General features: G+C 41.6%; 23 protein-coding genes and 1 pseudogene. 3 read left to right on the top strand and 21 right to left on the bottom strand.

Going from position 1 to position 24,244, the window contains the following annotated elements; all coding sequences use genetic code 11:
- Positions 1-76: 76 nt before the first annotated feature.
- From rpoB to fkpA, 16 genes and pseudogenes are all read right to left on the bottom strand, one after another.
- Entirely contained in the window at positions 77-4,105 is a 4,029-nt protein-coding gene (gene rpoB, locus OO7_RS03135) for a DNA-directed RNA polymerase subunit beta (RefSeq protein ID WP_008914514.1), read from the bottom strand.
- A gap of 349 nt (positions 4,106-4,454) precedes the next feature.
- Positions 4,455-4,820 carry a 50S ribosomal protein L7/L12 gene (gene rplL, locus OO7_RS03130; RefSeq protein WP_008914513.1) on the bottom strand — a complete coding sequence of 122 codons (366 nt, stop codon included), beginning with the start codon at positions 4,818-4,820 and terminating at the stop codon, positions 4,455-4,457.
- A 60-nt stretch (positions 4,821-4,880) separates the two neighbouring features.
- Positions 4,881-5,378: a 50S ribosomal protein L10 gene (gene rplJ, locus OO7_RS03125; RefSeq protein ID WP_008914512.1), complete on the bottom strand. Its 498-nt coding sequence runs from the start codon at positions 5,376-5,378 to the stop codon at positions 4,881-4,883.
- 310 nt (positions 5,379-5,688) lie between these two features.
- Positions 5,689-6,390 (bottom strand): 50S ribosomal protein L1, encoded by a 702-nt coding sequence (gene rplA, locus OO7_RS03120; protein ID WP_008914511.1) that lies wholly within the window; start codon positions 6,388-6,390, stop codon positions 5,689-5,691.
- Between the two features lie 3 nt (positions 6,391-6,393).
- Positions 6,394-6,822 (bottom strand): 50S ribosomal protein L11, encoded by a 429-nt coding sequence (gene rplK, locus OO7_RS03115; protein ID WP_008914510.1) that lies wholly within the window; start codon positions 6,820-6,822, stop codon positions 6,394-6,396.
- 156 nt (positions 6,823-6,978) lie between these two features.
- Positions 6,979-7,524, bottom strand: a complete 546-nt coding sequence (nusG, locus tag OO7_RS03110; RefSeq protein ID WP_008914509.1) for a transcription termination/antitermination protein NusG — start codon at positions 7,522-7,524, stop codon at positions 6,979-6,981.
- Positions 7,524-7,910 (bottom strand): preprotein translocase subunit SecE, encoded by a 387-nt coding sequence (secE, locus tag OO7_RS03105; protein ID WP_008914508.1) that lies wholly within the window; start codon positions 7,908-7,910, stop codon positions 7,524-7,526. Before secE ends, nusG begins: the two co-directional genes overlap by 1 nt.
- A 482-nt stretch (positions 7,911-8,392) precedes the next feature.
- The gene (tuf, locus tag OO7_RS03100; RefSeq protein WP_008914507.1) at positions 8,393-9,577 is read right to left on the bottom strand and encodes an elongation factor Tu; all 1,185 of its coding nucleotides are present in this window, start codon (positions 9,575-9,577) and stop codon (positions 8,393-8,395) included.
- A 77-nt stretch (positions 9,578-9,654) separates the two neighbouring features.
- On the bottom strand, positions 9,655-11,781 hold the full coding sequence (gene fusA / locus OO7_RS03095; protein ID WP_008914506.1) for an elongation factor G: 2,127 nt from the start codon (positions 11,779-11,781) through the stop codon (positions 9,655-9,657).
- Positions 11,782-11,865: 84 nt separating this feature from the next.
- Entirely contained in the window at positions 11,866-12,336 is a 471-nt protein-coding gene (gene rpsG, locus OO7_RS03090; protein ID WP_008914505.1) for a 30S ribosomal protein S7, read from the bottom strand.
- A gap of 98 nt (positions 12,337-12,434) precedes the next feature.
- Complete coding sequence (gene rpsL, locus OO7_RS03085) at positions 12,435-12,809, bottom strand: 30S ribosomal protein S12 (RefSeq protein ID WP_004923923.1); 375 nt, start codon at positions 12,807-12,809, stop codon at positions 12,435-12,437.
- 136 nt (positions 12,810-12,945) lie between these two features.
- Positions 12,946-13,232, bottom strand: a pseudogene (tusB, locus tag OO7_RS03080) (sulfurtransferase complex subunit TusB).
- Positions 13,233-13,252: 20 nt separating this feature from the next.
- Positions 13,253-13,612, bottom strand: a complete 360-nt coding sequence (gene tusC, locus OO7_RS03075) for a sulfurtransferase complex subunit TusC (protein WP_008914503.1) — start codon at positions 13,610-13,612, stop codon at positions 13,253-13,255.
- Positions 13,613-13,620: 8 nt separating this feature from the next.
- Positions 13,621-14,022, bottom strand: a complete 402-nt coding sequence (gene tusD / locus OO7_RS03070; protein ID WP_008914502.1) for a sulfurtransferase complex subunit TusD — start codon at positions 14,020-14,022, stop codon at positions 13,621-13,623.
- Entirely contained in the window at positions 14,019-14,723 is a 705-nt protein-coding gene (locus OO7_RS03065) for a helix-turn-helix transcriptional regulator (protein WP_008914501.1), read from the bottom strand. Before OO7_RS03065 ends, tusD begins: the two co-directional genes overlap by 4 nt.
- A gap of 545 nt (positions 14,724-15,268) precedes the next feature.
- Positions 15,269-16,042 carry an FKBP-type peptidyl-prolyl cis-trans isomerase gene (gene fkpA, locus OO7_RS03060; protein ID WP_008914500.1) on the bottom strand — a complete coding sequence of 258 codons (774 nt, stop codon included), beginning with the start codon at positions 16,040-16,042 and terminating at the stop codon, positions 15,269-15,271.
- 371 nt (positions 16,043-16,413) lie between these two features.
- On the opposite strand from fkpA, the gene OO7_RS03055 reads away from it, so the two are divergent.
- Positions 16,414-16,635, top strand: a complete 222-nt coding sequence (locus OO7_RS03055) for a SlyX family protein (RefSeq protein WP_008914499.1) — start codon at positions 16,414-16,416, stop codon at positions 16,633-16,635.
- Positions 16,636-16,704: 69 nt separating this feature from the next.
- On the opposite strand, the gene slyD is transcribed toward OO7_RS03055, so the two are convergent.
- From slyD to kefG, 4 genes are all read right to left on the bottom strand, one after another.
- Positions 16,705-17,310, bottom strand: a complete 606-nt coding sequence (gene slyD / locus OO7_RS03050; protein WP_008914498.1) for a peptidylprolyl isomerase — start codon at positions 17,308-17,310, stop codon at positions 16,705-16,707.
- 84 nt (positions 17,311-17,394) lie between these two features.
- A complete protein-coding gene (locus tag OO7_RS03045) occupies positions 17,395-17,598 on the bottom strand; it encodes a YheV family putative zinc ribbon protein (protein WP_008914497.1) in 204 nt (67 codons plus the stop codon).
- Positions 17,599-17,609: 11 nt separating this feature from the next.
- Positions 17,610-19,415, bottom strand: a complete 1,806-nt coding sequence (gene kefB / locus OO7_RS03040) for a glutathione-regulated potassium-efflux system protein KefB (RefSeq protein WP_008914496.1) — start codon at positions 19,413-19,415, stop codon at positions 17,610-17,612.
- On the bottom strand, positions 19,408-19,971 hold the full coding sequence (gene kefG / locus OO7_RS03035) for a glutathione-regulated potassium-efflux system ancillary protein KefG (RefSeq protein ID WP_008914495.1): 564 nt from the start codon (positions 19,969-19,971) through the stop codon (positions 19,408-19,410). The genes kefB and kefG overlap by 8 nt, the downstream gene beginning before the upstream one ends.
- A 217-nt stretch (positions 19,972-20,188) precedes the next feature.
- On the opposite strand from kefG, the gene OO7_RS03030 reads away from it, so the two are divergent.
- A complete protein-coding gene (locus tag OO7_RS03030; RefSeq protein ID WP_008914494.1) occupies positions 20,189-22,126 on the top strand; it encodes an ABC transporter ATP-binding protein in 1,938 nt (645 codons plus the stop codon).
- 83 nt (positions 22,127-22,209) lie between these two features.
- Here OO7_RS03030 and OO7_RS03025 read toward each other — a convergent pair whose 3' ends face one another.
- Complete coding sequence (locus OO7_RS03025) at positions 22,210-23,070, bottom strand: MurR/RpiR family transcriptional regulator (RefSeq protein ID WP_008914493.1); 861 nt, start codon at positions 23,068-23,070, stop codon at positions 22,210-22,212.
- Between the two features lie 237 nt (positions 23,071-23,307).
- On the opposite strand from OO7_RS03025, the gene murQ reads away from it, so the two are divergent.
- Positions 23,308-24,219, top strand: coding sequence for an N-acetylmuramic acid 6-phosphate etherase (murQ, locus tag OO7_RS03020; protein ID WP_008914492.1), 912 nt, complete (start codon positions 23,308-23,310; stop codon positions 24,217-24,219).
- Positions 24,220-24,244: the final 25 nt, after the last annotated feature.

The following is a 24,244-nucleotide window of genomic DNA, read 5'->3' as shown; positions in this document are numbered from 1 at the left end:
AGACCCGAGCCTCTCTCCCCTAATCCCAGTATTTATACTGGCCGGAAGGCCATATCAGCCTTCCGGTACAAACGAATTACTCGTCTTCCAGTTCGATGTTGATACCCAGAGAACGGATTTCTTTCAACAATACGTTGAAAGATTCCGGCATACCAGGTTCCATCTGATGGCTACCATCAACGATGTTTTTATACATCTTAGTACGGCCGTTAACGTCATCAGACTTAACTGTAAGCATTTCTTGAAGAGTATAAGCTGCACCGTATGCTTCCAGTGCCCACACTTCCATCTCCCCGAAACGCTGACCACCGAACTGAGCTTTACCACCCAGTGGTTGCTGAGTAACCAAGCTGTAAGAACCAGTAGAACGGGCATGCATTTTATCGTCAACCAAGTGGTTCAGTTTCAGCATGTACATGTAACCTACAGTTACCTGACGCTCAAATCTTTCACCAGTACGGCCATCGAATAATGTAATCTGACCTGATGTAGGCAGACCACCCAGTTTCAGTAGCTCTTTAATTTCGATCTCTTTTGCACCATCAAACACAGGTGTTGCGATTGGCATACCTTTTTTCAGGTTTTCAGCCAGACGCATAACTTCTTCATCAGAGAATGTATTCAAATCCACTTTCTGACGAGTGTCATCACCTAGATCATAGGCTTTTTGGATGAACTCACGCAGTTTGGCAACTTCTTGCTGCTGTTTAAGCATAGCATTAATTTTGTCACCAATACCTTTCGCAGCCATACCCAAATGGGTTTCCAAAATCTGACCGATGTTCATACGTGATGGTACGCCCAGTGGGTTCAGAACGATGTCTACTGGGTTACCATTTTCATCGTAAGGCATGTCTTCAATTGGGTTGATTTTCGAGATAACACCTTTGTTACCATGGCGACCCGCCATTTTATCACCCGGTTGAATTTGACGTTTAACCGCCAGGTAAACCTTAACAATTTTCAGTACGCCAGGAGCAAGATCATCACCTTGGGTAATTTTACGACGCTTAGCATCCAGTTTTTTCTCAAACTCAGATTTCAGTTCGTCATACTGCTCAGCTAATTGTTCTAACTGGTTTTGTTTCTCTTCATCAGCAAGAGATAGCTCTAACCAACGATCACGAGGCAATTTATCCAGTTTTTCAGCTTCGATTCCACCGTTAACTAATACAGAACGGATTCGAGAGAACAGAGCTGCTTCAAAAATACGTAACTCTTCGGTTAAGTCTTTCTTAGCATCACGCAGTTGTGTTTCTTCGATTTCTAAAGCACGTTTATCTTTTTCTACGCCATCACGGGTAAATACCTGCACATCAATAACTGTACCGGATACGCCATTTGGAACGCGTAAAGAAGAGTCTTTAACGTCAGATGCTTTTTCACCGAAAATAGCACGCAGTAGTTTCTCTTCTGGAGTCAGTTGAGTTTCACCTTTAGGTGTAACTTTACCAACTAAGATGTCGCCGCCTTTAACTTCAGCACCGATATAAACGATACCGGATTCATCAAGTTTAGACAGAGCCGCTTCACCGACATTTGGAATATCAGCAGTGATCTCTTCAGGCCCTAATTTGGTATCACGAGATACGCAAGCAAGTTCTTGAATGTGGATCGTAGTAAAACGGTCTTCTTGAACAACACGCTCAGAAACAAGGATGGAGTCTTCGAAGTTATAACCATTCCATGGCATGAATGCCACGCGCATGTTTTGACCTAATGCTAATTCACCAAGGTCTGTTGAAGGACCATCAGCTAATACATCACCACGTTCAACTGGCTCACCTAAAGAGACGCATGGCATCTGATTAATACAGGTGTTTTGGTTAGAACGAGTATATTTAGTCAGGTTATAAATATCGATTCCAGCTTCGCCTGGATACATTTCATCTTCGTTGACTTTAATCACGATACGTGATGCATCAACATACTGAATTGTACCACCGCGTCTTGCGACTGCTGTAACACCGGAGTCAACAGCAACTGCACGTTCCATACCAGTACCGACTAATGGTTTGTCAGCACGTAAAGTTGGAACCGCTTGACGTTGCATGTTCGCACCCATCAATGCACGGTTAGCATCATCGTGTTCAAGGAACGGGATTAGTGACGCACCAACAGAAACAACCTGTTGAGTCGAAACGTCCATATATTCAACTTGGTCACGACTAAATAAGCTTGATTCACCACGGTTACGACAAGTGATCAGTTCTTCAACGAAGCTACCATCATCTGCTAAAACGGTGTTTGCCTGAGCAATGATGAAATTACCTTCTTCAATTGCAGACAAGTAGTGAATTTCGTCAGTAACAAGGCCGTCACGAACTAAACGATATGGTGTTTCAAGGAAACCGTACTCGTTAGTCTGTGCATAAACAGATAGCGAGTTGATAAGACCGATGTTCGGACCTTCAGGGGTTTCGATTGGACACACACGACCATAGTGAGTTGGGTGAACGTCACGTACTTCAAAGCCAGCACGTTCACGCGTCAAACCACCAGGGCCTAATGCAGAAATACGACGTTTGTGCGTAATTTCAGACAGTGGGTTGTTCTGGTCCATAAATTGGGACAACTGGCTAGAACCAAAGAACTCTTTTACTGCTGCTGAAATTGGTTTCGCATTGATCATATCTTGAGGCATTAATGCATCAAGATCGCCAAGGGAAAGACGCTCTTTCACCGCACGCTCAACACGTACAAGACCAACACGGAATTGGTTTTCAGCCATTTCACCAACAGAACGAATACGACGGTTACCTAAGTGGTCAATATCATCGACTTCGCCTTTACCGTTACGAATATCAATGAGTTTTTTCATTACCTCAATGATATCTTCTTTGCTCAGGATACCTGAACCTTCGATTTCTTCACGGCCGAGTGAACGGTTGAACTTCATACGACCAACCGCTGATAAATCATAACGATCTTCAGAGAAGAACAGATTTTCGAACAGATTTTCTGCTGCTTCACGGGTTGGTGGCTCACCTGGGCGCATCATACGGTAGATTTCTACCAGCGCGCTCAAGCGATCATTTGTTGGATCGACACGGATAGTTTCAGAGATATAAGCACCGTGGTCTAAGTCATTAGTAAACAATGTTTCAATTGTTTTATGGCCAGCTTGGCTTAGACGCGCAAGAGTATCTAATGAAAGTTCCATGTTAGCTGCACAAATCAGCTCACCAGTGCTTTCATCAATGTAATCTTTTGCAGATACTTTACCCGCGATGTATTCAACAGGTACTTCAATGCTGTTGACATCTTCTTTTTCAAGTAAACGGATGTGACGTGCAGTGATACGACGGCCTTTTTCAACATAAACTTTGCCGTTTGCTTCAATATCAAAAGAAGCAGTTTCACCACGTAGACGCTCAGGAACCAGCGTCATCATCAGTTTATTATCGCGGATTTGGAATACGGTTTTATCGAAGAATAAGTTTAAAATTTCTTCGGTAGTGTAGTTCATTGCACGCAGAATAATTGTCGCAGGCAATTTACGACGACGGTCAATACGTACAAATAGGTTATCTTTTGGATCGAATTCAAAGTCTAACCAAGAACCACGGTAAGGAATAATACGTGCGTTATACAGTACTTTTCCTGATGAATGCGTTTTACCTTTATCACTGTCAAAGAATACGCCCGGGCTACGGTGTAACTGAGATACGATAACACGCTCAGTACCGTTAATAACAAAAGTCCCGTTTTCAGTCATCAGTGGGATTTCACCCATGTAGACTTCTTGTTCTTTAATATCTTTTACAGTACCTTCAGGCGCTTCACGCTCATAAACAATGAGACGTAATTTAACGCGTAGTGGTGCTGAGTATGTAATACCACGGATTTGACATTCTTTAACGTCAAAAACAGGCTCACCCAAGCGATAGCTGACATATTGTAGTTCAGCATTACCACTATAGCTCTGAATTGGAAATACAGAACGGAAAGCTGCTTCCAGACCATTCTGACCGTCAGGATCTTGCTCGATAAACTTCTGGAACGAGTCAAGTTGGATAGAAAGGAGATAAGGTATATCCAACACTTGTGGACGTTTACCAAAATCCTTACGAATACGTTTTTTCTCGGTATAGGAGTAAACCATTAGGGTTCCTCAGCTCGCTGATCAGTGACCCACTCTGTCCGCCCAAACTAGGACAGCTTCGCTAACGCTATTTTTTGAATATGGAAAATGAACATTTTCCGTAATACTCATTGCTATTACTCTTAAATCATTTCATTGCGAAGCTCTACTACCGAGCTACCCGAGAGGGTCGTAGCCGAGAACACAGTATATTAAGTCGTCAATAGAAAAAAGTATTGGAGGGTTGTTAACATCAAAATTGCGTGAAAAAGCTGTTAACACCCATCACGCTATACAGCGCAAAAAGGCTGGTGATTAAAAAATCACCAGCCATCAGCCTATAAGTTAGGCTGCGAACTCAAAGCTGAACTTATTTAAGTTCAACAGAAGCGCCTGCTTCTTCAAGAGCTTTCTTCAGAGTTTCAGCTTCGTCTTTGCTTGCGCCTTCTTTGATAGTCGCTGGAGCTGATTCTACCATGTCTTTAGCTTCTTTTAAGCCAAGACCAGTTGCGCCACGAACTGCTTTGATAACTGCAACTTTGTTACCGCCGATACCGGTCAGAACAACGTCAAATTCAGTTTTTTCTTCAGCAGCTTCAGCTGGACCCGCAGCAACAGCAACAGCAGCAGCAGCAGAAACGCCGAATTTTTCTTCCATCATAGTAATCAGTTCAACAACGTCCATTACAGACATTTCTGCAACTGCATCAAGGATTTGGTCTTTAGTGATAGACATAACAAGTGTTCCTAAAATTCAGAAATAGTTTATACGTTAAAAAGCAACGAAGGAAAGGGCTTATGCAGCTTCTTTCTGATCGCGCAGAGCAGCCAGTGTGCGAACCAATTTGCCTGCAGAGGCTTCTTTCATGGTTGCCATCAGGCGTGCGATTGCTTCTTCGTAAGTTGGTAGAGTTGCCAGACGATCGATATCTTTCGCTAGGATTAACTCACCTTCAAAGGCTGCGGCTTTAATCTCAAATGCTGGATTCGCTTTAGCGAACTCTTTGAACAGACGAGCAGCTGCGCCCGGATGTTCGTTAGAGAAAGCAATTAAGGTTGGACCAACAAACGCGTCTTTCAGAACTTCGTAAGAAGTTCCTTCAACTGCACGACGGATCAACGTGTTACGAACAACACGGATATAAACGCCTGCATCGCGACCTGCTTTACGCAGTTCAGTCATTTTAGCAACAGTTACGCCGCGTGAATCGGCAACAACTGCAGAAAGCGCACCTTTGGCTACTTCGCTGACTTCAGCAACAATCGCTTGTTTGTCTTGAAGATTTAGTGCCATTAGCTTCTTGCTCCTGGATTAACCGGGAAAACCCGGGACTCACATCACTCATACACGACATTGTGTAGAGCGCTAAAACACGGTGAGCAGAAGCCAAAATAAAATTCTTGGTATCTCTGTCACCGTCTACGCAGGTAAATTAAGTATTGCTACACCTGCGGTCTTGGACGGGGTCTGGAAAGGCCAGACTCCATACCTAAATTTGTGGTTTGTCAGAGCTAAATTAGCCCTGACAAACTCAAGGCGTCAAATTCTATACAAATTTGACGAAAAGGTAAAGTCTAATTACTAAAAGTCAATGACTCTAGAATTAAACTGCTGCTGAAAGACCAGCTTGGTCAATAGCAACACCAGCACCCATCGTGGTAGAAAGGCTGATTTTCTTAATGAAAACACCTTTAGCAGAAGCTGGTTTCGCTTTTTTCAGAGCAACAATCAGAGCTTCCAAGTTTTCTTTTAGCTTATCAGCATCAAAGTTAACTTTACCGATAGTAGTGTGGATAATACCATTTTTGTCGTTACGGTAACGAACCTGGCCAGCTTTAGCATTGTTAACAGCTTCAGCAACGTTAGGTGTTACAGTACCCACTTTCGGGTTTGGCATCAAACCACGTGGACCTAGAACTTGACCTAATTGACCAACAACGCGCATTGCATCTGGAGATGCGATTACAACGTCAAAGTCCATTTCGCCAGCTTTGATTTTATCAGCCAGATCTTCCATACCAACAAGTTCAGCACCAGCAGCTTTCGCAGCTTCAGCATTTGCGCCCTGAGTAAATACAGCAACGCGAACTGAACGACCAGTACCGTGTGGCAGTACAGTTGCACCGCGAACGTTTTGATCAGATTTACGAGCGTCGATACCTAGGTTAACGGCAACGTCAACGCTTTCTACAAATTTAGCTGTCGCCAATTCTTTCAGCAGAGCAACGGCTTCATTGATGTCATACTGTTTAGTTGCATCAACTTTTTCACGGATATTGCGCATGCGCTTATTCAGTTTAGCCATTGATTAATCCTCCACAACCAGGCCCATGGAACGAGCAGTACCAGCGATTGAACGCATCATAGCGTCAACGTCAGCACCAGTCATGTCCGCAGCTTTAGTTTCAGCGATTTCGCGAATTTGAGCAGAGGTCACTTTACCGACTTTATCTTTGTTTGGCTTACCAGAACCAGACTTAATGCCAGCTGCTTTTTTCAGCAGAACTGCTGCAGGTGGAGTCTTAGTAATGAAAGTGAAAGAACGGTCTGCATAGACTGTGATAACAACAGGAATTGGCAAACCTTTTTCCAGGCTGTCTGTTTTTGCGTTAAACGCTTTACAGAATTCCATGATGTTCACACCTTGTTGACCCAATGCTGGACCAACCGGTGGGCTTGGGTTAGCCATACCAGCTGCTACTTGCAGCTTGACATAGGCTTGTACTTTCTTAGCCATGAATATTTCCTCTAATGGGTAATAGCGCCTAAATTTTTATAGGCTCCCCGTGACATTAACACGTCCCGCAATATAAATTTGCAAGACGCAAAAAACAAAAGGCGCGAAATTATAATCAAATTTCACGCCTTTTACAAGCCAGATTTTTAGTTAAGATTACGCTTTTTCGACCTGACTAAAATCTAATTCGACTGGTGTTGCACGACCAAAAATTGATACAGAAACCTTTAAGCGGCTCTTTTCATAATCAATTTCTTCGACCACACCATTAAAGTCAGCAAATGGACCTTCACTAACACGTACCATTTCACCTGGTTCAAACAGCGTTTTAGGACGTGGTTTATCGCCAACTTGCTGTAGACGATTCATAATAGCATAAACTTCTTTATCACTAATTGGTGCTGGACGATCTGAAGTTCCACCGATAAAGCCCATAACTCTAGGTACGCTACGTACTAAGTGCCAAGACTCATCATTCATAATCATTTGAACTAATACATAGCCGGGRAAGAATTTGCGCTCACTTTTACGACGCTGACCACTTCTGATTTCAACGACTTCTTCCGTTGGAACCATAACGTCACCGAAGTAGTCTTCCATACTATGTAATTTGATATATTCACGCAAAGATTGCGCGACACGACCTTCAAAACCAGAGAAAGCCTGAATGACATACCAGCGCTTTTTAGGTAAATCTGACATTAGAATAACCTCAGGCTTGTAATAAACGAAACGACCCGTACTAAGATACCATCTAATCCCCATAGTATTAAGGACATAACGGCTGTTACTGCTGCTACAATCAACGTCGTTTGCAATGCTTCTTGGCGTGTTGGCCAAATCACTTTTCGCATTTCAGTACGAGCTTCTCGTGCGAATGCCAGTGTTTGTTTACCTTTTGTTGTCCACAACGCAACAGCGCCTGCAATAGCTACAACAACCACAACAGCAAAAGCACGCAGCGCGAGATTGTATTGGCGGAAGTAATAGTTGCCAACTATAGCAATTATCAGCAGGACAGCAACAACTATCCACTTAAAGACGTCTACACTACGTCCACTTCCTTGAGCTTCGCTATTCGCACTCATAATTCAACCTGTTACCATGAAGTATGTATAAAGCCTATCAACCAAATAATTAAGGCAAAATAGGCCAAACCAATAGAATATGTCAACATATCCCTTATGTACTACGAGCCAAGCTTGCTAAGTCAGAAAGGGGTATCGTTGACAACGTCTGCGAAGTTTAACAATGTCTATCTAATTAGAGATTAGTGCTATCTGTTTCGCAGAAAATTTCCGGCATGCTCGACAAAATTATTTATTACCGCGCTACAAAAGCGATTTTTGGCACCCTCATATTACGGCAGCGGTAAAATATACCATATCTTCAGAGCAAAACCTTAATAAATCTCATATAACTGTATAAAGCTGATAATTTAATGCTCATTTGTTGCATCAGAGCCTATCCCACCAATAATTACAACAACTATTGATGAGCTAGGTTCTTAATTTTGCAACGTATAAAAAGGGCATCTATAAGATGCCCTTTTTACTAGCATGGTCGGTTATTATGCAATGATTTTTGCAACAACACCCGCACCTACTGTACGACCACCTTCACGGATTGCGAAACGAAGTCCGTCATCCATTGCGATTGGGTGGATCAGGGTAACGATCATGTTGATGTTATCACCTGGCATTACCATCTCTACGCCTTCTGGCAGTTCGATAGTACCGGTTACGTCAGTTGTACGGAAGTAGAACTGAGGACGGTAACCTTTGAAGAATGGAGTATGACGACCACCTTCATCTTTGCTCAGGATATAAACTTCTGATTCGAATGTTGTGTGTGGCTTGATTGAACCTGGTTTAGCCAGTACTTGTCCACGTTGAATTTCTTCACGTTTAGTACCACGCAGCAGAACACCAACGTTCTCACCCGCACGACCTTCGTCTAGCAGTTTACGGAACATTTCAACGCCAGTACAAGTTGTTTTTGCAGTTGGTTGGATACCAACGATTTCAACTTCTTCACCAACTTTGATGATACCACGCTCAACACGGCCTGTTACKACTGTACCACGACCTGAGATTGAGAATACGTCTTCGATTGGCAGCAGGAATGGCTTGTCAATTGCACGCTCTGGCTCTGGGATATACGTATCCAGTGCTTCTGCTAGTTCAACAATTTTCGCTTCCCACTCTGGATTGCCTTCCAACGCTTTCAGCGCTGAACCACGGATAACTGGTGTGTCATCACCTGGGAAATCGTATTGAGACAGAAGTTCACGAACTTCCATTTCAACCAGTTCCAACAGCTCTTCGTCGTCAACCATGTCACATTTGTTCAGGAAAACGATGATGTAAGGAACACCAACCTGACGGCCTAACAGGATGTGCTCACGAGTTTGTGGCATTGGACCATCAGTCGCAGCAACAACCAGAATTGCACCGTCCATTTGCGCAGCACCCGTGATCATGTTTTTAACATAGTCGGCGTGTCCTGGGCAGTCTACGTGTGCGTAGTGGCGAGTCGGAGTATCATATTCTACGTGAGAAGTAGAGATGGTGATACCACGTGCTTTTTCTTCTGGTGCGTTATCGATTTGATCGAACGCACGAGCGCTACCGCCGTAAGTTTTTGCTAGAACAGTAGTGATTGCTGCTGTCAGGGTAGTTTTACCATGGTCAACGTGGCCAATTGTACCAACGTTAACGTGCGGTTTTGAACGTTCAAATTTTTCTTTAGACACGACTCTATTCCTTATGGAGTTCCCATTTCACTATAAAATGGGAACTTAATTAAAGTAGTTAAATCGATTAAAACCGATTATTTAGCGTTACGAGCTTCGATAACAGCTTGTGCAACGTTGTTTGGTGCTTCATTGTACTTCAAGAACTCCATTGAGTATGAAGCACGACCCTGAGTTTGTGAACGCAGGTCTGTAGCGTAACCGAACATCTCTGACAATGGTACTTGTGCACGGACAATTTTACCAGTTGCCATGTCATCCATACCTTCGATCAAACCACGACGACGGTTCAAGTCACCAATAACGTCACCCATGTAGTCTTCTGGTGTTTCCACTTCGACTTTCATGATTGGCTCAAGTAGAACTGGTTTAGCTTTTTTGAAGCCATCTTTAAACGCGATTGATGCCGCTAGTTTAAATGCCAATTCAGATGAGTCAACATCATGGTAAGAACCGAAATGCAGGCGAATACCCATATTTACCACAGGATAACCTGCTAATGGACCTGATTTCAGCTGCTCTTGGATACCTTTATCAACGGCTGGGATGTATTCACCAGGAATAACACCACCTTTGATTTCGTTGATAAATTCGTAATCCATGTTGACGCCGTCTTTGTCTTTCTTGTCAAGTGGGAACATATCGATAACGACATGACCGTACTGACCACGACCACCAGACTGTTTAGCGTGTTTACCTTCAACATCAGTTACTTTCATCGTGATAGCTTCACGGTAAGCAACTTGTGGTTTACCAACATTCGCCTCAACTTTAAATTCGCGGCGCATACGATCAACCAGAACGTCCAAGTGCAATTCACCCATACCAGCGATGATGGTTTGACCCGTTTCTTCATCACTTGATACGCGGAATGATGGATCTTCTTGAGCCAAACGGCCTAGAGCGATACCCATTTTTTCTTGGTCAGCTTTAGTTTTTGGTTCAATCGCAACAGAAATTACTGGCTCTGGGAATTCCATACGCTCAAGGATGATTGGTGCTTCAACCGCACACAAAGTATCACCTGTAGTTACGTCTTTCAGACCGATAGCTGCCGCGATGTCACCAGCGCGAACTTCTTTAATTTCTTCACGTTTGTTAGCATGCATCTGTACGATACGGCCAAAACGTTCTTTCTTAGACTTAACTGGGTTAAGAACGGTGTCACCTGAGTTAACAAAACCAGAGTAAACACGGAAGAACGTCAAGTTACCAACAAATGGGTCTGTTGCAATTTTAAATGCTAAAGATGAGAACGGCTCATCATCACTTGCGTGACGTTCTGCCGGAGTATCTTTACCATCATCCAGAATACCATTAATTGCAGGTACATCTGTAGGTGCTGGTAAGAACTCAATAACTGCATCTAGCATCGCCTGAACACCTTTGTTCTTAAATGCAGAACCACAGGTAACCAGGATGATTTCGCTTGCAAGTACGCGTTGACGAAGAGCTAATTTAATTTCTTCTTCAGTTAGGTCTTCACCGCCCAGATATTTTTCCATCAGTTCTTCTGATGCTTCTGCCGCAGATTCAACTAAGAAGTTATGCCATTCTTCAGCTTGTTCTTGCATATCAGCAGGGATATCTTCGTATTCGAAGGTAACGCCCTGATCTTCGTCGCTCCACTTGATCGCTTTCATTTTGATCAAGTCAACAACACCAGTGAAGCCTTCTTCAGCACCTACTGGTAATTGTAGAGGAACTGGGTTTGCTGCCAAACGTGATTTTAATTGCTCAACAACACGCAGGAAGTTTGCACCCATACGGTCCATTTTGTTAACGAACGCGATACGTGGAACTTTATATTTGTTAGCCTGACGCCATACAGTTTCAGACTGTGGCTGAACACCACCAACCGCACAGTAAACCATTACTGCACCATCAAGAACACGCATAGAACGTTCTACTTCGATTGTGAAGTCAACGTGTCCTGGGGTGTCGATGATGTTGATACGGTGTGGTTCAAATTGTTTTGCCATGCCTGACCAGAATGCAGTAGTCGCAGCAGACGTGATAGTAATACCACGCTCTTGCTCCTGCTCCATCCAGTCCATAGTTGCAGAACCTTCGTGTGTTTCACCAATTTTATGGTTTACACCGGTATAGAACAAAATACGTTCAGAAGTCGTTGTTTTACCAGCGTCAATGTGTGCACTGATACCGATGTTACGATAGCGTGATATGGGCGTTTGACGGGCCATTTTTTCCTCTCTCGTGGGGCGTTCAATTCATCATATAAAGGGTAGCAAAGGCTACCCTGAGAAACATCACTAACGTGGTGCTTATTACCAACGGTAGTGAGCGAACGCCTTGTTAGCTTCTGCCATACGGTGAACGTCTTCACGTTTCTTAACAGAGGAACCTTTGTTCTCAGCTGCATCCGATAATTCGTTTGCTAGACGCAAAGCCATTGATTTATCACCGCGTTTACGAGCAGCATCAACGATCCAACGCATTGCCAAAGCATTACGACGAACCGGACGAACTTCTACAGGAACTTGGTAAGTTGAACCACCAACACGGCGAGATTTAACTTCCACAGTCGGACGCACGTTGTCTAGTGCGAGTTCGAATGCATCAAGTTCTGTCTTACCAGAACGCTGAGCCAGGGTCTCAAGCGCGCTATATACGATTGCTTCAGCAGTAGATTTTTTCCCGTCTACCATCAGGATATTTACAAATTTGGCCAGCAATTCTGATCCGAACTTAGGATCTGGAAGAATTTTACGTTGACCAATTACACGACGACGTGGCATGGATATTACTCCGTTGTTAATTCAGGTTTGTCCAAAACTCTACAAGAGTATTTTGACATTAGTATTAAAAATGTTTGGCCTTACTTAACGGAGAACCATTAAGCCTTAGGTTTTTTAGCGCCGTATTTAGAACGTGCTTGTTTGCGGTCTTTAACACCAGAACAGTCCAGCGCGCCGCGAACGGTGTGATAACGCACACCTGGCAAGTCTTTAACACGACCGCCACGGATTAGGATTACGGAGTGCTCCTGCAAGTTGTGGCCTTCACCACCAATGTAAGAAGAAACTTCATAACCGTTAGTTAAACGAACACGGCACACTTTACGTAGTGCTGAGTTTGGTTTTTTAGGAGTGGTAGTATATACACGAGTACATACGCCACGTTTTTGCGGGCAAGCTTCCAGTGCTGGAACGTTGCTTTTCACAACTTTCGAGCTACGAGATTTGCGTACCAGCTGATTAATAGTTGCCATTATTAAAAAAGCTCCTGGTTTTTTTGCTTCGTAAACACGGATTTCGTCCCCGTTAGTCAGAATGACAATACACGAGGACGCGAAATTTTATTGCCGACTGGCTCAGGTGTCAAGAAATATACAACTTTAAACACATTTATAGGGCAAAATGTTGTTTATGTCGTACTGTTAGTCGAACAAATTCTGGATATGAGGTTAATATTACCTCATCTGAGATCATATTCTGCAACCCTCGGGCATTGATATCTTCATTTAAGGCATAAATTTGTACGCCTTTTTTTGTAGCTGATGAAGATGGGGCGATTGGTCAATCGCTGCAATAACACCATCTTGGATTAACAGAACAGCATCTTCACGTTTAATTAGCCTGAGTATTGCAGTAAAGTCACACTGAAAAGGTGACTTAGCTATAGTATAAAGCATAGAGGAGATCCTACTACAGATCAAAAATTAAGCACAACATCACACGCGGATATTTTGTCGCTTATTTGTGCTGCACTGAGAATATTTGCATCTATAACCCATTCACTTTCTTCACTAATTCCTCTTTCTTTAAGTGAATCGGCACAAATGTAAAGATTTTCAATGTCGTAAAGAGGCAGAACTTTAAAGGTTGAAATATAGTCCCTAACTAAAATTTCATCCGTTTTTTGATTCGCAAGAAGTTGGCACACGCCATCTGAAAGAAAGAAAACATGAATATCATCAGTAAGCGCAGACGTCGCGAGTAAAGCATCTAACCCTTCTCGACCACTAGTATTGCCATGTGGGGCTGAGGTAAAAACGAAAGCAATTTTTTTCATTTGCATCCTCAAAATCGAATCGTTCTGTCTGTCGTTATCATGGCTTGTGCTAAACTTCCCAAACCACTCATTATAAAACCATCTGCTAAATTATCTGCTGGCAATAATAATAGGTTGGCTTGCTCTTTATCTACCACACCACGGCGTAAGGCCGCAGAAACACAGATATGCATTTCACAACCTGATTGTTTAGCTAATGCTTGCCATGCTTTTACGAGATTGATTTCATCATTTGCTGGTGCAATTAATTGGTTTGCATTCATTACACCTTCTGAGTAGAAGAACACGGTTTTTAAATCATGTCCTTCATCCAACAATGCTTTAGCAAATTGATAAGCGCTTGTCGCTTGCTGTGTTCCATAGGCAGGGCCGGTTACTAACAAACAGTAGGTCAGGTGTTGATTACTCATTCTTCACTCTTAAACTGGCGAATGTAGAGATAAACAGTATGTTTAGAAATATTAAGGCGATCAGCGACTTGGTTGATTGCATCCTTAATATCGAAAATGCCTTTTTCATACAAGTTAAGGACAACTTGTTTGTTTTTCGCATTATTAGAAACATTGCGATCCGCACTAACTTCTTCAATTGTGAACTCTAGTGTTTGAGCAACCAAATCATCTACTGAAGATGCGAAGTTAACATCTGAGGTGACTTCTTGTTTTTCTTCAGGAATAAAGCTTTTTATAATCTCTGAGAATGGCACATCAAGATTCATATTGATACAAAGAAGCCCAATAACACGTTGATAACGATTGCGAATTGCTATCGTCACTGATTTCATCAAATCACCACTTTTGGCTTTCGTGAAATAAGCTTTGGAAACATTTGATTCTTCATCTGCCATATCATGCAACATACGCAAAGCAAGATCAGTAATTGGCGAGCCAATTTGTCGGCCTGTATGTTGCCCGTTGGCTATTCTGATGGCTGAACATTTCAGATCTTCCAGTGAATGGAGGACAATTTCACAATGTGCACCGATCAGCATAGCTAAGCCATCCACTGCCGCTTCATAGGATTTTAAAATTTCATGATCCGTCGCAGTGAAAGGCTCATTATTTAATAAATTAATATCGTTATGATCGTTTGATAATACTGGATTAGACATTTTGAACACCATCCTTCAAATAAGCAAAAGGCCACCATTGCCAACAAATAATGAAGTGTTAATTATTACGTGCTTTTTAACTTCATCTCTTTATTGTTTGTCGACAATTTAGGCAATAAATAACACTTTTTACCTTCGTTGTACTTCAAGTTTTATCCGCTCATCACGCCATAATAAACTATTGTTTTTTTTATGGGGCACCATGATGCATTCATCAAATGATTGGCTTGTCGAACACTATCTACTCAACTTGAATTATTCAAAGTACAAAGAACTTAAAACCACAGGGAACTTCCGTCAAGTAGTTACATACAAGACAGTTTGTTTTATCACAAGTTTTAAACAAAATACGTATTATCCATAGCAAATCATCAATAAACTTATCTAAAATCAAATTAGATGATTATTGATATGATAATGATTAGATTAATATTATGCTTGGTTTTTATCAAAAAAAGATATTTTATCTTAACAAAATAAAAAACCCAGACATCAAAAGATATCTGGGTTTCAAGGCAATCTTGTGACTGAAACTTAGCTAAAAATTATTTTCCAGCTGGTTTATCAGCAGGTTTGATATCTAACAATTCAACATCAAATACTAGCGTTGAGTTTGCTGGAATACCCGGTACACCATTTTGACCATAAGCAAGGTCAGCAGGGATAACTAGCTGGATTTTACCGCCTTTTTTCACGTTTGCTAGACCTTCAGTCCAACCTTTAATCACTGAATTTAAAGGAATAGTCAGTGGTTCATTACGTGCATAAGAACTGTCGAACTCAGTGCCATCAGTCAACATACCTTTGTAGTGTACAACAACGGTATCTTCAGGATTTGGTTTTGCACCTGTTCCTTCTTTCTCAACTTTGTACAATAAACCAGATTTAGTTTTTACTACGCCTTTTTCTTTAGCATATTTTTCGCGGTATTCAGCACCCGCTTTTTCATTTGCTGCTGCTTCATCTTTCATTTTTTTCTCAGCAGCTTCTTTGACTTGGCCTTCAAACTGGCGCAGAGTTTCTTCTACTTCTGCATCAGTCATTTTGCTTTTATTGTTAAATGCATCTTGTACGCCAGCCAGTAGCTGAGCTTTATCTAAATCGATACCAATAGATTTTTGCTCTTCCAGTGAGTTTTGCATGTAACGACCTAAAGATGCACCTAATGCATAAGCATTGCGTTCTTCAGCTGACTTAAATGCACTATTAGTTGCCGCAGGTGCCGCTTCTGTTTTCGTTTCCGCAGCCATAACTTGTGGAGCACCAAACGCCAATGCAAGAGTTGTTGCCAAAAGACTTGCCTTAAACAGTGATTTCATCCTAATCTCCGATTCATATTATAAATTGTTAGTTAATTCTTTATTATGAGTAAAACCTTTTCAAGCAGTGCTCACTATACTTCATTTTTAACTGTTAATTTATAGCTAGATGTAAACGATTTATTTAATTAAGCGCTTATACTTAGAGGTTCGTTAATAAACCATATTGTTAGATCAAGCTATACTTTGCCTCTACATATAACCCAAATTAATTTGATTATATATAGTGAATAACACAATAAATAGTTAGACAACATTAACAAAAAGAGGTTTCATCGCCTATCTCTTTAGCTAAAACTTATCTATTGATTTGTAATGTTTAGTTATTATGATGGCTTTTTTATGATTAAAAGCCATAAAAGGAGTATTAAATGGATTCATCTGATAACTTTGAGCAGCGCTTAGAGCTTCTTGAAAGCAAGGTGGCTTTTCAAGAACTCACTATTGAAGAACTCAATCAAGTCATCACAGATCAGCAAATGCAGCTGACGAAGATGCAAGAACATCTTAAAATTGTAGCGGAGAGATTGAAATCATCACAACAATCTCACCTTGCAAGGCCAGAAGAAGAAACCCCACCGCCACATTATTAATATTTGTGACTCACAAAAAAGGAAAGCGTGATGCTTTCCTTTTTTAACATTGCTCAATTGATTACAGTCTTAGTGGCAACCACAGCCGCCTTGTTTGTGACCGTGACCATGGCCTTCGCCACCACCACAGCAACCACCTTCATCACCATGACCGTGATCATGTCCACCACCGCCACAACAGCCACCTTCGTGATCATGATCATGGCCGTTAGCACCATGCACGTGACCATGAGCTAACTCTTCTTCTGTTGCTTCACGGATAGCAATAATTTCAACATTGAACTTCAGATTTTGACCAGCCAGCATGTGGTTACCATCAACGATAACTTCATCACCTTCAATACCCGTGATTTCCACAGGAACAGGTCCCATATCTGTATCAGCTAAGAAACGCATACCAACTTGCAGCTCTTCAACGCCCATAAAGACATCTTTTGGTACACGTTGAACAAGATTTTCATCATATTGACCATAAGCATCGTCAGAGGCAACTTCAACATCAAAGTGATCACCAACCGCACGGCCTTCGAGTGCTTTTTCCAAACCTGAGATTAAAGAACCACGGCCATGTAAATAGTCGAGTGGCGCATTTGCCGGGGACTCATCAACTAAAACACCGTCTTCTGTTCTTACTTGATAAGCCAAGCTGATTACCAAGTCGTTTGCTACTTTCATGACATCTCCTACTACCCATGGGGAAAATTTTTGCTAATTGTACCGAAAAACGAGACAACTGTATTGAGAATTGACAAAATTCTCTCATTCAGGGGTAAAAATACCAATCACTTTCTCTTGTTTTCGCACATGTGGTGTTGCATCGCTATCTTCTTGGCGCTGCTGATCACCACAATTAACACACTCAACGATATCAATTTTATCTTCACGCCACATCATCAAAGTATCTTGTGATTTGCATTTAGGGCAGATTGCGCCAGCAATAAATCGTTTTCGAGTGGCAGACATTTTATGATCCTTTATTCATCATGATTCCAACTTTGTGGCTGTCGATGTTCCCTTAACATCTCTTTTTCAAATAACTCATTTAGCTCACGACGTGCTTCTTTTACTCGAGATACTTGCCCACTATCCCCTTCATTATCAGGAATAATCTCTCTTAGTACTTGCATATCTAACCGGCGAAAATGCTGTTTAGCGCGATACGCTTTATGAGGATGCATTCCCGTGCTAATCAATGCCTTGCTACCTAGCTCTAATGCGCTGGAAAAGGTTTCTCGACTAAAATCTTTTACACCTGTTTGCAATAACTCATGCGCTTCAACACGACCTCTAGCTCTGGCTATAATATGTAAATTTGGAAAATGTTCTTGGCATAAATGGACTATTTCCATGACTTCTTCAGGGACATCACTGGTAATGACAATCGCTTTTGCTTTCTCCGCCCCAGCGGCACGTAGTAACTGGAGTTCACGCGCATCACCATAATACACAGTATAGCCATATCGGCGCATAGTACTGATTGCAGAAACGTCTTGTTCAAGAACGGTAATTCTGACTTTATTCGCCATCAATAAACGCCCGATAACTTGCCCCATACGCCCAAATCCAACCAAAATCACTTGTGGGTCATTATCTTCAACAAAAGGCTTTTCATTGGTGGTGGCTTGCCGATTATAGCGATAGTTCAAATAAGCATCTATTAACTGCATCACAAGTGGCGTGGTCATCATGGAAAGCGTGACAACCACTAATAAGAGATCCATTTGCCTCTCATCAATAACACTCGCTCCCGAAGCTGTTGCAAAGATGACAAAGGCAAATTCCCCACCTTGGCTTAAAACACCCGAAAACTGGGCGCGAGCACCATTACGTAACCTTGCAATCCAACTTAAGCAATAGAGAACAAATGCTTTTACTGCCACTAAAATGACGACACCGAGCAAAACTTGAGGAAGGTATGTCCATAATATTTGTAGATTTAAAGACATGCCGACTGAAATAAAAAATAAGCCCAGTAACAAACCTTTAAAGGGTTCAATATTCACTTCTAATTCATGGCGAAACTCCGTTTCAGCAAGCATCACCCCAGCCATAAACGTACCTAGCGCCATAGAAAAACCTAAGCTTTCCATTATGAGTGCTGAACCTAATACTACCAGCAGTGCTGCGGCTGTAAAAATTTCATGCACACCTGATTTTGCTGCAAGGCGAAACAGTGGGCGTAATAAATAGCGCCCAACAAACCATAATCCCGCAAAAGCAACGACTTTTAACCCAATGCGATACCAATCACTACTTGCTGAATCTCCAGCCAAAAGTGGGATTAATGCCATTATGGGAATGACCGCCATATCTTGGAATAGCAATACAGAAAAGCCTAACTGCCCACTCTCCTTGTTAGACATGCCTTTTTCATTCATCAATTGTAATGCCATCGCTGTTGATGACATTGCCATGCCTAAACCGCCGACAATAGCCGCTTGCCAAGAAAATTGAGCAAGAAAGAGTAAGCTCGCCATAATGGCTGCGGTGATAATGACTTGCGCCGTTCCAACACCAAAAATAGAGCGCCGTAATTCCCAAAGTTTCGAAGGCTTCAGCTCAAGGCCTATCAAAAACATTAAAAAAACGACACCCATCTCTGAAAAATGCAGAATATCATCAACATTATTAATAAAACCAAAAACAAATGGCCCAATAACAATACCGGCAAGCAAATAGCCCAGCACAGCGCCTAGGCGAATTTTTTGTGCGAGTGGCACCATGATGACGCCAGCACAAAGGAAAATAATCACTGATTCAAATAGACTGAGTTCACCCATCAAGATGCCCTTCTTCTTGTATTAAAGGCTGAAGAAACCACTGCCGATATGCCAAGATAGTTTGCTGCATGTCCTGTTTATTTTGTCTTCGGGCAGCGTAAATAATACGCGGTTCTAACCATTGCATATCACACATTGCAGCCGTTAATTCAAATGGGCGTAATATTTCAGTCAATGGAAAGCGATTATAGCCACCATGTTGATAAGCCTCTTGTGGCTCGCCTGTCGTGATAATAGAGTGCCAATATTTCCCTTTAAGTTTTTGGTAACCAAGGTCAGTTGCAAAGCGGCGTGTTAATACACGATCAAACCACTCTTTTAACAAGGCAGGACAACTATAAGTATAGAAAGGATGTTGAAAAACAATGATGTCATATTGGCATAACAGCTTTTGTTCAGCATTAACATCAATAAAATAATCAGGGTATGTTGCATATAAATCATGCACAGTGACATGTTCTAAATCTTCTATGGCCGCTAATAATGCTTTGTTCGCGATAGATTCTTCAGGGTCAGGATGTGCATACAGTATTAAGACTTTAGGCATAATTGACATCTTTCCCCTCTCAAATGCGTGTCAGATAGATAATTTTCCGTTACCATGACATTCGGGTTATTCGACTTTTAAGCTGTTTTTACAGTAAAAAGCATCAGCCCTTAATGGATCTCTTTTTGTTTTATGCCCAGTATTTTTGTATGGCAGCAACTTCTGCATGCCAGTTGAAAATCTAAGGGTATATTTTAATTTAACATATTTTCAATTGACGGCAGCTATGATTGTTTTCTCTTCATTACAAATTCGCCGTGGTGTTCGTGTGCTACTTGATAACGCCACCGCAACGATTAATCCTGGTCAAAAAGTTGGACTTGTCGGTAAAAACGGCTGTGGCAAATCAACACTGCTTGCCTTGTTGAAAGGTGAGCTACAAGCAGAAGCAGGTTCTGCAACTTTTCCAAGTAATTGGGCGTTAGCTTGGGTCAATCAGGAAACCCCAGCATTAGATATTCCCGCATTAGAATATGTCATTGATGGCGATCGCGAGTTTCGCGCACTTGAGCAACAATTGCAGGTAGCAAATGATAAAAATGATGGCCACGCAATAGCCGCTTTACATGGTCAACTTGATGCAATCAATGCTTGGAGTATTCATTCTCGTGCATCTAGCTTGTTACACGGCTTAGGCTTTAATCAAAACCAGCTCCAACAACCCGTAAAATCATTTTCGGGTGGATGGCGTATGCGCCTCAACCTCGCACAAGCTTTGCTGTGCCGTTCAGACCTATTATTACTTGATGAGCCAACTAACCACTTGGATTTAGATGCAGTTATTTGGTTAGAGAAATGGCTAAAGAGCTATCCGGGAACATTGATATTAATTTCCCATGATCGCGATTTTCTTGATCCCATCATTGATAAAGTCCTGCATATTGAACAAGAAAGCATGTTCGAGTACACCGGTAACTATTCATCCTTTGAACGCCAACGTGCAACAAAACTTGCACAGCAACAATCACTGTATGAGAGCCAACAAGCAAAAGCGGCGCATTTACAAAGTTATATTGACCGCTTTAGAGCACAAGCAACAAAAGCTAAACAAGCCCAAAGCCGGATTAAAATGCTGGAACGCATGGAAATGGTTGCACCTGCTCATGTCGATAACCCTTTCCATTTTTCTTTCCGCAAACCCGAAAGCCTACCGAATCCATTATTAAAAATGGAAAAAGTCAGTGCTGGGTATGGCGAAAAAGTTATTTTAAAATCTATCAAACTGAATTTAGTGCCCGGTTCACGGATTGGCCTGCTAGGCCGAAATGGTGCGGGTAAATCAACGCTAATTAAATTATTGGCGGGTGATTTAGAACCGCTACACGGTACAGTTGCCTTAGCAAAAGGCATTAAATTAGGTTACTTTGCCCAGCATCAACTTGAATTTTTACATGCGGATGAATCACCATTACAACATCTTGCAAGAATAGCCCCACAACAAACTGAACAGCAATTACGTGACTATTTAGGTGGTTTTGGTTTCCAAGGCGACCAAGTTACTGATCCTAGTGGCCGTTTTTCTGGTGGTGAAAAAGCGCGTTTGGTTCTTGCATTGATTGTATGGCAAAAACCTAATTTATTATTACTCGATGAGCCAACTAACCACCTTGATTTAGATATGCGCCAAGCATTAACTGAAGCATTAATCGACTTTGAAGGTGCTTTGGTGGTCGTTTCGCATGATAGGCATTTGTTGCGCTCAACCACAGATGATTTATATCTCGTGCATGATGGATTAGTTGAACCATTTGATGGTGATTTAGAAGATTATCAACAATGGTTAGCAGAACAAAATAAAATGGAATTACAGCAGGCAAAAGAGCTACTCGACAAAACTCGCCCTGCAAATACCACAACTGTCACTGCTCAAGATAAAAAAGATCAGAAACGCCGTGAAGCTGAATTTCGCCAACAAACTCAACCGATTCGCAAGAAGTTAACTGAACTTGAGAAAAAAATGGAAAAGCATTCAGCTACACTTGCTGAGCTGGAAACAACGCTTTCTGATCCCGCCATTTATGATCAAGATAAAAAGACAGAACTTGCTCAATGCTTAAAACAACAGACTGAGCACAAATCGGCATTAGAAGAAGTCGAAATGGCGTGGATGGAATTACAAGAGCAGTTAGAAGAAATGACAACTGATTTTGAATCAAACGCGTAAACCACTCTGTTAATATTTTATCTCTCCAGAGCCAGTCACATACTGGCTCTATTTCTTTTTAAAGCTCGACCTTATCAGCAAAACTATTCATCCAATTTATTTATCATCACTCTTGCATTCATGACTAGCATTTTTGCTCGCTCTTCACGTTTTTGGAGTAATGCCATAAACAGCAAATCCGTTAAGGTATTTTGCGCTGTTCTTGATGAAATCGATGAGCTACGCCATTCATTTTCTTCTGCAATGCTTTCAAGAACATAATCTGCTAATAATGCCAACGGAGAGTGTCGGCTACGTGTAATAGCAATAACATTGGCGCCTTGTTTTCGTGCAATATTGGCTGCTGTTAGCATGTCCTTACGCTTTCCTGTAAATGAAATAACAATTTGAGTATCGACAGGCGTTAACGTTAAAGCCGCGGCAATTTGAACATGATGGTCGGATTCAACTAAGGTTGTGATACCGATTTTTTGCAGCTTATAACTCAAATCTTTTGCCGTTAGCCCCGACCCCCCTATGCCTACAATCTGTACCCGTTGGGATTTATCAATACAATCCACAATTTTTTCAAAGAGTTTGAAATCAATTTGCTTTGTTGTTTCTGTGATTGAATAATTTTTTTCTAGTGCCAGTTTCTGTGCAACTACCATCAAATTATCACTTTGGGTAATTCGATTATGTAAAGCAATATGTGGGTTTGTCTCTTCCAGCTGCTGACGACCTATGATTTCACTTAATGCCAGCTTTAAAGCAGGGTATCCCTTTACACCTATTTTTTGACTAAATTTAACAATTGCGGATTGGCTAACATTTAATGTTTCTGCAAATTGTTGTGAAGAAAGCGCCAAAACCTGCTCTGGCTTTTCAAGAATAAATTGCGCAATTTTTCGCTGATTTTCAGCAAGCCTTGGCAATAAGCATGTAATGGTATCCAATAAAGTCATTCACATTCACCAATCTTTTTCATTATTAAAAAGATAAATTATTCCTCTCGGAATACATAAATTACTTCTATTTATTTCTTATAATTCAATGAAAAGCCGATTTTCATAAGTTATATAGTTTGAAAATATTCTTTTATCTTGGCAAGTTAGAATAGATGACGCCGTGATCATTATCACATCACTGGAATAAATAATTCCCTAATATCTCCGCATTCTTTGATGTAGGAGCAATTTATTATGACCATTGACTTAAGCAAAATGGTAACCGAAAGCCGTAATTCCGCGAGTACAAATATCGATCAGCTATCAACCATTGATATGCTTCAAGTTATTAATAATGAAGATAAGCAAGTTCCTTTGGCCGTTGAAAAGGTACTCCCGCAAATTGCGCAGCTTGTCGATAAAGTTGCCGAAGCTTTCCTTAAGGGTGGCAGACTTATTTATTCCGGTGCAGGAACCTCTGGCCGATTAGGCATACTTGATGCAAGTGAATGCCCGCCAACATACGGAACGCCACATGAACAAGTCATTGGTCTCATTGCTGGTGGTCACCAAGCGATTTTTCGCGCTGTCGAAAATGCGGAAGATAAACCTGAGTTAGGTGAGCAGGATCTCGTCAATATTCAATTCAATGATAAAGATGTATTAGTTGGTATTGCTGCAAGTGGTCGTACACCGTATGTGCTAGGTGCTCTTGCCTATGCTCGTAAAATTGGTGCAGTTACCGCATCAATTAGCTGTAACCCAAATAGCCCTATTGCCAATGCAGCGGATATTGCCATTACCCCCATTGTTGGCGCAGAAGTTGTCACCGGATCATCTCGTATGAAAGCGGGAACAGCACAAAAACTTGTACTGAATATGATTACAACAGGTTCTATGATCCGAATTGGTAAGGTTTTCGGCAATTTGATGGTCGATGTTGAAGCAACAAATGCCAAATTAATTGAAAGGCAAGTTCGGATTGTCATGGAAGCGACTGACTGTGACAGACAAACAGCTGAAGAAGCATTACAGCAGTGCAAGCGTCACTGTAAAACGGCAATTTTGATGATTTTATCTGGGTTAAATGCGCAAGAAGCTCATCAATTGCTATCCGATAATAATGGTTTTATTCGTACTGCGCTTAATGTCGCGAAACCCGCTTAATCAACGGGAATTGATGGGGTATATT

Source organism: Providencia sneebia DSM 19967 (assembly GCF_000314895.2).
Classification (GTDB): domain Bacteria; phylum Pseudomonadota; class Gammaproteobacteria; order Enterobacterales; family Enterobacteriaceae; genus Providencia; species Providencia sneebia.
Note: the sequence above shows the minus strand (reverse complement) of the source record. Positions and strands in the feature narration are given on the sequence as shown.

Coding starts and splice junctions, on each gene's coding strand:
- rpoB (WP_008914514.1), bottom strand. CDS start 4,105: ATGGTTTACTCCTATACCGAGAAAAAACGTATTCGTAAGGATTTTGGT.
- rplL (WP_008914513.1), bottom strand. CDS start 4,820: ATGTCTATCACTAAAGACCAAATCCTTGATGCAGTTGCAGAAATGTCT.
- rplJ (WP_008914512.1), bottom strand. CDS start 5,378: ATGGCACTAAATCTTCAAGACAAACAAGCGATTGTTGCTGAAGTCAGC.
- rplA (WP_008914511.1), bottom strand. CDS start 6,390: ATGGCTAAACTGAATAAGCGCATGCGCAATATCCGTGAAAAAGTTGAT.
- rplK (WP_008914510.1), bottom strand. CDS start 6,822: ATGGCTAAGAAAGTACAAGCCTATGTCAAGCTGCAAGTAGCAGCTGGT.
- secE (WP_008914508.1), bottom strand. CDS start 7,910: ATGAGTGCGAATAGCGAAGCTCAAGGAAGTGGACGTAGTGTAGACGTC.
- fusA (WP_008914506.1), bottom strand. CDS start 11,781: ATGGCCCGTCAAACGCCCATATCACGCTATCGTAACATCGGTATCAGT.
- rpsG (WP_008914505.1), bottom strand. CDS start 12,336: ATGCCACGTCGTCGTGTAATTGGTCAACGTAAAATTCTTCCAGATCCT.
- rpsL (WP_004923923.1), bottom strand. CDS start 12,809: ATGGCAACTATTAATCAGCTGGTACGCAAATCTCGTAGCTCGAAAGTT.
- tusC (WP_008914503.1), bottom strand. CDS start 13,612: ATGAAAAAAATTGCTTTCGTTTTTACCTCAGCCCCACATGGCAATACT.
- tusD (WP_008914502.1), bottom strand. CDS start 14,022: ATGAGTAATCAACACCTGACCTACTGTTTGTTAGTAACCGGCCCTGCC.
- OO7_RS03065 (WP_008914501.1), bottom strand. CDS start 14,723: ATGTCTAATCCAGTATTATCAAACGATCATAACGATATTAATTTATTA.
- fkpA (WP_008914500.1), bottom strand. CDS start 16,042: ATGAAATCACTGTTTAAGGCAAGTCTTTTGGCAACAACTCTTGCATTG.
- OO7_RS03055 (WP_008914499.1), top strand. CDS start 16,414: ATGGATTCATCTGATAACTTTGAGCAGCGCTTAGAGCTTCTTGAAAGC.
- slyD (WP_008914498.1), bottom strand. CDS start 17,310: ATGAAAGTAGCAAACGACTTGGTAATCAGCTTGGCTTATCAAGTAAGA.
- OO7_RS03045 (WP_008914497.1), bottom strand. CDS start 17,598: ATGTCTGCCACTCGAAAACGATTTATTGCTGGCGCAATCTGCCCTAAA.
- kefB (WP_008914496.1), bottom strand. CDS start 19,415: ATGGGTGAACTCAGTCTATTTGAATCAGTGATTATTTTCCTTTGTGCT.
- kefG (WP_008914495.1), bottom strand. CDS start 19,971: ATGTCAATTATGCCTAAAGTCTTAATACTGTATGCACATCCTGACCCT.
- OO7_RS03030 (WP_008914494.1), top strand. CDS start 20,189: ATGATTGTTTTCTCTTCATTACAAATTCGCCGTGGTGTTCGTGTGCTA.
- OO7_RS03025 (WP_008914493.1), bottom strand. CDS start 23,070: ATGACTTTATTGGATACCATTACATGCTTATTGCCAAGGCTTGCTGAA.
- murQ (WP_008914492.1), top strand. CDS start 23,308: ATGACCATTGACTTAAGCAAAATGGTAACCGAAAGCCGTAATTCCGCG.